The following is an 8,053-nucleotide window of genomic DNA, read 5'->3' as shown; positions in this document are numbered from 1 at the left end:
AGTCAGATTATAAAATATTAGTAAAAGGCTCACGTAGCGCCCGAATGGAACAGGTTGTCGATGCATTGGTAGCACCCACCGCTGATGAGCAGAATTCGAATTTTGGGGGGAATCAATAATGCTGACCTGGTTAGCAGATTATTTATCGCAGTATTACTCAGGTTTTAACCTGTTTCAGTACTTAACGTTTCGCTCGATTGTCAGCGTGATTACCGCGTTAGGCATTTCATTGCTGGTAGGCCCTTCAATGATCCGCCGCTTAAGCAAATATCAGATTGGACAAACAGTTCGTGACGACGGGCCACAAACCCATCTTGCCAAAGCTGGCACGCCGACTATGGGTGGCGCACTGATTATTTTCGCGATTGTGTTCAGCTCCTTAATGTGGGGTGAGTTGAGTAATCGTTACTTGTGGGTAGCGTTAATTGCGCTGGTTGGTTTTGGGCTGATTGGTTTAGCAGACGATTACATTAAATTGGTGCGCAAAGATCCAAAAGGTTTGATCGCGCGCTGGAAATATTTGTGGCAGTCGGTACTTGGTGCCGGTATTGCTCTGTATCTGTTTTACACGGCGTCACCCGCTGAAACACAACTGCTGGTTCCGTTCTTAAAAGATGTTATGCCGCAGCTTGGCATTCTGTTTATCTTTATGGCGTATTTCGTCATCGTTGGTACCAGTAATGCTGTGAACTTAACCGATGGCCTTGATGGCCTGGCTATCCTGCCAACAGTACTGGTTGCAGGAGGTCTTGGCATTTTCGCTTATGTTACAGGTAACCAGGTGTTTTCTGATTACTTAACGATTCCATACGTACAAGGTGTGGGTGAGCTGGTGATTTTCTGTGCGGCAATCATTGGCGCTGGTTTAGGGTTCCTGTGGTTCAACACTTATCCGGCTCAGGTTTTCATGGGTGATGTTGGTGCGCTGGGACTCGGTGCTGCACTCGGTGCGGTAGCAGTCATGGTGCGTCAGGAGTTGGTTCTATTCATCATGGGTGGCGTGTTCGTCATTGAAACCTTATCAGTGATTTTGCAGGTGGGCTCTTACAAATTGACCGGCAAACGAATTTTTAGAATGGCACCACTTCATCACCACTATGAATTAAAAGGCTGGCCAGAGCCTCGCGTCATTGTGCGCTTCTGGATCATTTCATTGATTTTAGTATTGATTGGTTTGGCGACCTTGAAGATTCGCTAAACAGGACAACAAGAGAATGGTAACAATGCAACAACAACATATCGCATATAAAAACCGCTTGATTCTCGGTCTGGGACAGACCGGGCTTGCGGTTGCGCGTTATTTGTCTGCATTGCGCCAACCTTTCCATGTCATGGATACCCGCGACATTGCACCTGGTCATGAAGAACTTGAAAAACTGGCGCCAGGATCGCTACTGAAATGGAACGGCGAACAATTTACAAATTATGACGAGCTGGTTGTCAGTCCAGGCATCTCGATCGCAAGAGAAGATATTAACCAGGCACGCAATGCTGGTGTCAGTGTTATCGGCGATATTGAGCTGTTTGCGCAGGCCAATAGCTTACCGGTGATCGCCGTCACTGGTTCCAATGGTAAAAGCACGGTTACTGATCTGGTTGGTGACTTGATAAACGCCAGCGGACAAAAAGCCTTGGTTGGCGGAAACATCGGAGTTCCTGCGTTGGATCTGCTGGAGCAGGATGGGGATATTGTGGCGCTTGAGTTATCAAGCTTTCAGCTTGAAACTACTGAAAGTTTACAGCCAGTTGTCGCAACCGTGCTCAATGTCAGCGAAGACCATTTGGACCGCTACAACAGCTATCAGGAATATGCAGAAGCTAAACGAAAAATTTATCAAAAGGCAGCTACCTGTCTGGTTAATGCAGATGATAGTAATAGCTGGTATGAGCCAACTGAACAAAATCAAAAAGTAATTCGCTTCGGTATTGCGACCGCTGAAAAGCAACCTGAGTGGAATGTGGACATTAGTCAAAATGCCATTATCCATAATGGCAAAACAATACTCAGTATCAGTGAATTAACACTACAGGGGATCCACAATGCATTGAATGTTGCAGTGGCCTTGGCCTTAGTGGAAATTGCAGGCATTGAATTAACCAAGCCTGTGCTAGAGGCAGCAAAAAACTATCAGGGTTTACCGCACCGCTGTCAGCTGGTTGGGATCAAAAACGGTGTGACCTTCATTAATGATTCAAAGGCAACCAATGTTGGTGCAACTGTAGCGGCAATTCAAAGCTTCAAGCCACAGTTTGCTGACAATATTGTGCTTATTGCTGGCGGTGATGCTAAGGGTGCTGATCTGTCCAGCCTGAAAGACATTATTGATGAAACTGTCAAAGCTGTGGTCTGCTTTGGTAAGGATGCGCCAGCAATCGCCAAGTTGAGCCCACAGAAGTCACAACTGGTCAGTAACTTGCAAGAGGCAGTAACTACTGCGAATCAATATGCGCAAGCAGGTGATTTGGTTCTTCTATCACCTGCCTGTGCCAGTTTAGATATGTTCGCTAACTATATGCAGCGTGGCGAACAATTTGTTCAATGTGTGGAGGCGCTATGACCAGCATCCTCAACACATTGAGAATCACGGACTTCATGGAGCAGCTAAAGCTGTCTGATCCGCGCACGCGCCTTGATCCCTGGTTGCTTGGCCCGGTGATGATTTTATTGGCGATTGGGGTAATGATGGTCGCCTCTAGCTCGATGCCATTTGCAGAAGATCATATGAATGGCAATGAGTTCCATTTTCTGATCAGACACATCATTTACCTGTCGATTGCGATTGTGGCATCGGTGCTGGTATTACAACTGGATACGCGTTTCTGGCAAGTCAACGGCATCTATATGTTGCTGCTTGGCATTGTGCTCTTGATGCTAGTGCTGCTGATTGGTAAAGAAGTGAATGGCAGTAAGCGTTGGATTGGCGTAGGCCCATTGACGGTGCAACCTGCGGAGCTAATGAAGTTCTTCATCGTAACCTATTTGGCGGGCTATCTGGTTCGTCGCAGTGATGAATTGCAAACACAGATAAAAGGCTTTACTAAACCATTGCTGGTTATTGGGCTAGTTGTTGCATTCTTATTGTTGCAGCCAGACTTTGGTTCATCAGCAGTGATAGTTGCAACGGCTCTCGCCATGTTGTTCCTGGCCGGAGCAAAGTTGTGGCAGTTCATTTCGTTAACTGCCTTTGTTGGCGTAGTGATGGCACTGGTTGCATGGAAAGAGCCGTACAGAATGAAGCGCCTGACCAGCTTCCTCGATCCCTGGGCGGATCAATTTGGCAGCGGTTATCAACTGGTGCAGTCGCTGATAGCCTTTGGTCGCGGCGACTGGTTTGGAGTTGGTCTTGGTAATAGCGTACAAAAACTGTCTTACTTACCAGAGGCGCATACCGATTTTGTATTTGCTGTATTTGCAGAAGAGTTTGGATTTGTCGGCGTTCTTTTGGTGATTATCTTATTTGCCATTATTTTGTTGCGCAGCCTCAGCATTGGTCGTCGTGCACTAAAAATGGAACAGTATTTCGCGGCTTATATCAGCTACGGATTTGGCTTCTGGTTAAGCCTGCAAGCACTCATCAACATAGGTGTATCAAGCGGCAGCCTGCCAACCAAAGGTTTGACCTTGCCGTTTATCAGCTATGGTGGTAACTCCTTGATTGTGACCTGTATGGCAATAGCTATCATCTTGCGCGTAGATTTTGAAGTACGTCGCCGAGAGCATGAATTTGCCAAAGTGAAACGCGAGTATCGCTCTGCGAGGGGAGGTCAGGATGACTAAGCGAATCTTATTGATGGCAGGCGGAACAGGCGGACATATATTCCCAGCGTTGGCTGTCGGAAAAGAGTTGCAGCAGGAAGGCTGGAAGCTGCATTGGCTTGGCTCAGAAGGCGGGATGGAGCAGGAGCTGGTCGCAAAGCATGACATTCCAATGACCTTGCTGCCTGTCAAAGGGATACGCAGAAAGGGTGTTCTATCGTTAATTAAAGCACCATTCCAGTTACTAAAAAGCGTCTGGTTAGCGCGTAAAGCTATTAAGCAGTTCAAGCCTGACGTTGTATTAGGTATGGGTGGCTTTGCCAGTGGGCCTGGCGGCATCGCGGCAAAGCTTTGCCGCGTGCCATTAGTGATTCATGAGCAAAACGCCATTGCCGGAATGACCAATATGCAATTGAATCGTTTTAGCCGTTGGACCTTGCAGGCTTACCCAGGCGCTTTCCCAGAAAGCGATAAGGTAAAAACGGTCGGTAATCCGGTAAGACAGGATATTGGAAGTGATAAGGACCCTGCGGAGCGAATCGAAGGCGATAACAAAAGTGTACACATTTTAGTTATCGGCGGCAGTCGTGGTGCGGCGGTCTTTAATGAAGAGCTTCCTGAAACTTTCAGTCTGGTTAACAGTGGATTGCAGGTTCATGTGAAGCATCAGTGCGGCAAAGGAAATCATGAGGAGGTCAATGCTCGATATCAACAGATTGTCGATAACAAGGTTCAATTTGAAGTTAATGAGTTTATTGATGACATGGCGCAGGCTTATCAATGGGCAGATTTAGTGGTCTGTCGAGCTGGTGCATTGACGGTCGCTGAAATTGCAATGGCAGGTTGTGTTGCAATATTTGTGCCGTACCCACATGCCGTGGATGACCATCAGACTTATAACGCACGCTATTTAGCCGATCAGGGTGCGGCCCTGATCATTCAGCAGCATGATTTGAGTAAAGAACGATTGGCGCAGGAAATTACTGCATTAGCGAATGACAAAGAACATTTAATTGAAATGGCACGAAAAGCACAAGCACTAGCAAGACCCGAAGCAACTCATACCGTTGCTGAGTATTGCAAGCAAGCTGCTGAAGAAAAAGCAGGCAACAAAGCGAGAGAACAAGCATGAATCCGAATAGTCCATTAATGCAACAGATTCCAGAGATGCGCCGGATTCGTCGTATTCATTTTATCGGCATTGGCGGTGCCGGTATGAGTGGTATTGCAGAAGTACTATTAAACCTTGGCTATGAAGTATCTGGTTCTGATCAGCGTGAAAGCAAAGTTACCGAAAGGCTGCAACGTTTGGGCGCAGAAATATTCATAGGTCATGCTAGCGACAACATCAAGAATGTGAATGTGGTAGTTGCTTCAACAGCCATTCCAAAAAACAATCCTGAGTTGGAAGCGGCACGTGAGCAACGTATTCCTGTGGTGCCCCGCGCAGAAATGTTAGCGGAACTGATGCGCTTTAGACATGGCGTTGCAGTTGCCGGTACTCACGGCAAGACTACAACGACTAGTTTGATCGCCAGCATTTTTGCCGAAGGCGGTTTAGATCCAACATTTGTCATCGGTGGTTTGCTAAACAGCGCTGGCACTAACGCGCGTTTAGGAACCAGTCGTTTCTTCATCGCCGAAGCGGATGAAAGTGATGCTTCCTTCCTGCACCTGCAACCCATGGTTGCGGTGGTAACCAATATCGAAGCTGACCACATGGACACTTATGGTGGCGACTTTAAGAATCTGGAAAATAACTTTATCGATTTCCTGCATAACCTGCCTTTCTACGGTTTGGCAGTTCTATGCATTGATGACGAAACCGTACAGGAAATCATGCCAAGAATTACCCGTCCAACGGTGACCTATGGTTTCAGCGAAGACGCGGATGTTCGCGCGGTTGAATTCAGTCAATCTGGAACAAAAAGTCACTTTAAAGTGGTTCGTCGAGATCATGAAGGCGAGTTGGAAATCACTCTCAACCTGCCTGGCCGACACAATGTGCAGAATGCGTTAGCAGCGATTGCTGTTGCCAGTGAGGATGGTGTGTCAGATGCAGCGATCCAGAAAGCACTTGCTGAATTTGGTGGCATTGGTCGTCGCTTCCAGATGTATGGCGATTTCGAAGTAGATGGCAAAACCATTACCTTGCTCGACGATTATGGACACCATCCAAGCGAAGTGATGGCAACCATTGAAGCAATGCGCCGCAGTTGGCCAGAGCGCCGATTGGTCATGGTCTACCAGCCGCATCGCTACAGCCGTACGCGTGATTTGTATGAAGACTTCAGTAAGGTTTTATCAGAAGTGGACGCGCTCTTATTGCTGGAAGTCTATCCGGCCGGTGAGGAACCGATTCCTGGTGCAGATAGCCGTTCACTGTGTCGCAGTATTCGTCAGCGCGGGAAAATTGAACCGATTCATGTTGAAAAAATTTCACAGCTGCCAGAGTTGCTGAGCAATATTTTACAGGATGGTGACGTTGTAGTGACACAGGGTGCAGGCAATGTTGGTGCGTTGGCGCCAGCGTGGGCTGAAGTCAAAATGGATCTGAAAAAGCTAAACGCGGAGGCCGAGTCATGAGTATTGATAAATTCGGCAAAGTTGCTGTGCTTTATGGTGGCTACTCAGCGGAAAGAGATGTGTCATTACGCAGCGGAAAGGCTGTTTACAATGCCTTAGTAGCAGTGGGAATCGACGCAGTATTAATAGATCCGAAAGATGATGGCCTAGCCGCTATCCAAGAAAGCCAGTGTGATCGAGTATGGAACGCCCTACATGGTCGAGGAGGCGAAGATGGCGTCATTCAGGCGCATCTTCAATTGCTTGGTTTGGCTTACACCGGTAGCGGTGTCATGGCATCAGCGATTGCCATGGATAAGCTGCGCACCAAGCTGATTTGGCAGGCAATGGGCTATCCGGTGGCAAAGCACCGTATGCTAAACACCGGTGTTTTAAGTATCGAACAGGCCACAGATGTATTAGCCGATATGAATGGCTGCGTAATGGTTAAACCGATTCGAGAAGGTTCCAGCGTGGGAATGGCTAAAGCGGAAACAGCCAAGAGCTTGAGCGAAGCGGTTGATAATGCCAAGCAGTATGACCGTGAAGTGATGTTGGAGCAGTGGATTGATGGTGATGAATACACGGTCAGTATTTTAAATGGCAAAGCCTTACCGAGTATTCGAGTTAAAACGCCAAATACCTTTTATGACTTTCAGGCTAAGTATCAGAGCAATACCACAGAATACTTATGTCCAAGTGGCTTGAATGCAGAAGAGGAAGCGGAGCTGGCTGCATTGTCAGAAGCAGCCTTTTATGCACTTGGCTGTGAAGGCTGGGGACGCGTCGATTTAATGCGAGACCGTAACACAGGCCATTGGTTTTTACTGGAAGTCAATACAGTGCCTGGCATGACGGAAACATCCCTGGTGCCCAAAGCTGCAAAGCAATCTGGCATGAGTTTTGAGGAGCTGGTTGTTGCGGTACTGGAAACCAGTTTTGTTGATAGAAACTAACGGAAATTGATTGATATGGCAAAGATGGCAACACGCGAAGAACGCAAGCAAGCGAAAAGCTTTAAGGGCTGGGTTAAGCCTTTGAAGTGGGTGCTTGGTATTGCGTCGGTCAGTGCAGTTGCCGTAGCTATGGTGTTTGCAGGGATCTGGGTTTTTAGTATCAATACAGACAATGTATTTCCAATTAACCGCCTGGAAGTGTTTGAACAGGAGTATACGTCGGCTGGTGAAGTTAAAGCTGCAATGAAGTCGATCGAAGACCGTGGTTTTTTCACTATGGATATGAAAACGGCCGAAGACAAATTTGCAGCCTTACCCTGGGTGAAATCTGTACGGTTACGCAAAGTCTGGCCCGATACTCTGCAGGTTACTGTGGAAGAATATGAGCCGCTGGCTTACTGGGGGTTGAATGGCGTGGTGTCCGTCGAAGGCAAAGTCTTTTACCCAGAGCAATTGCCTGACATGAACTGGGTCAGGCTACAGGGACCCGATGAAATGGCAAAAGATTTGACCGTTTTATTGCAAACCTATCAGGAGCAGTTGTTGAAAAAATCATTGTTCATCGAAGGTATGCAGTTGAGCGAAAGAGGAGCCATCAGTTTGACACTAAGCGATGGATTAAAAGTTCAGTTAGGCAAGGTGCATGTGGAAGAAAGAATCGAGCGCCTTTTAAATCACATAGATGTGTTGAAAACGCATAAGTCAGATGCATTGGCTTATGTGGACTTGAGATATCAAAACGGTTTTGCAGCTAAATGGTTTAGCAATACAACAC

The 8,053-nt window shown here is 47.2% G+C and carries 7 protein-coding genes; all 7 read left to right on the top strand.

Annotation, left to right across the window (positions count from 1 at the left end; genetic code table 11):
• The first annotated feature begins 118 nt into the window (after window positions 1-118).
• A complete protein-coding gene (gene mraY / locus HUJ19_RS06005; RefSeq protein ID WP_290622797.1) occupies window positions 119-1,198 on the top strand; it encodes a phospho-N-acetylmuramoyl-pentapeptide-transferase in 1,080 nt (359 codons plus the stop codon).
• Window positions 1,199-1,223: 25 nt separating this feature from the next.
• On the top strand, window positions 1,224-2,558 hold the full coding sequence (murD, locus tag HUJ19_RS06000) for a UDP-N-acetylmuramoyl-L-alanine--D-glutamate ligase (RefSeq protein WP_290622796.1): 1,335 nt from the start codon (window positions 1,224-1,226) through the stop codon (window positions 2,556-2,558).
• A complete protein-coding gene (ftsW, locus tag HUJ19_RS05995; protein WP_290622795.1) occupies window positions 2,555-3,778 on the top strand; it encodes a putative lipid II flippase FtsW in 1,224 nt (407 codons plus the stop codon). The genes murD and ftsW overlap by 4 nt, the downstream gene beginning before the upstream one ends.
• Window positions 3,771-4,889, top strand: coding sequence for an undecaprenyldiphospho-muramoylpentapeptide beta-N-acetylglucosaminyltransferase (murG, locus tag HUJ19_RS05990; protein ID WP_290622794.1), 1,119 nt, complete (start codon window positions 3,771-3,773; stop codon window positions 4,887-4,889). The genes ftsW and murG overlap by 8 nt, the downstream gene beginning before the upstream one ends.
• A complete protein-coding gene (gene murC, locus HUJ19_RS05985; RefSeq protein WP_290622793.1) occupies window positions 4,886-6,343 on the top strand; it encodes a UDP-N-acetylmuramate--L-alanine ligase in 1,458 nt (485 codons plus the stop codon). Before murG ends, murC begins: the two co-directional genes overlap by 4 nt.
• Window positions 6,340-7,278, top strand: coding sequence for a D-alanine--D-alanine ligase (locus HUJ19_RS05980; protein WP_290622792.1), 939 nt, complete (start codon window positions 6,340-6,342; stop codon window positions 7,276-7,278). Before murC ends, HUJ19_RS05980 begins: the two co-directional genes overlap by 4 nt.
• Window positions 7,279-7,293: 15 nt before the next feature.
• Window positions 7,294-8,053, top strand: a 760-nt coding sequence (locus HUJ19_RS05975; protein ID WP_290622791.1) for an FtsQ-type POTRA domain-containing protein, incomplete at its 3' end; no start/stop codon positions are given.

The sequence above is a fragment of the Kangiella sp. genome (genome assembly GCF_014762745.1).
Classification (GTDB): domain Bacteria; phylum Pseudomonadota; class Gammaproteobacteria; order Enterobacterales; family Kangiellaceae; genus Kangiella.
Note: the sequence above shows the minus strand (reverse complement) of the source record. Positions and strands in the feature narration are given on the sequence as shown.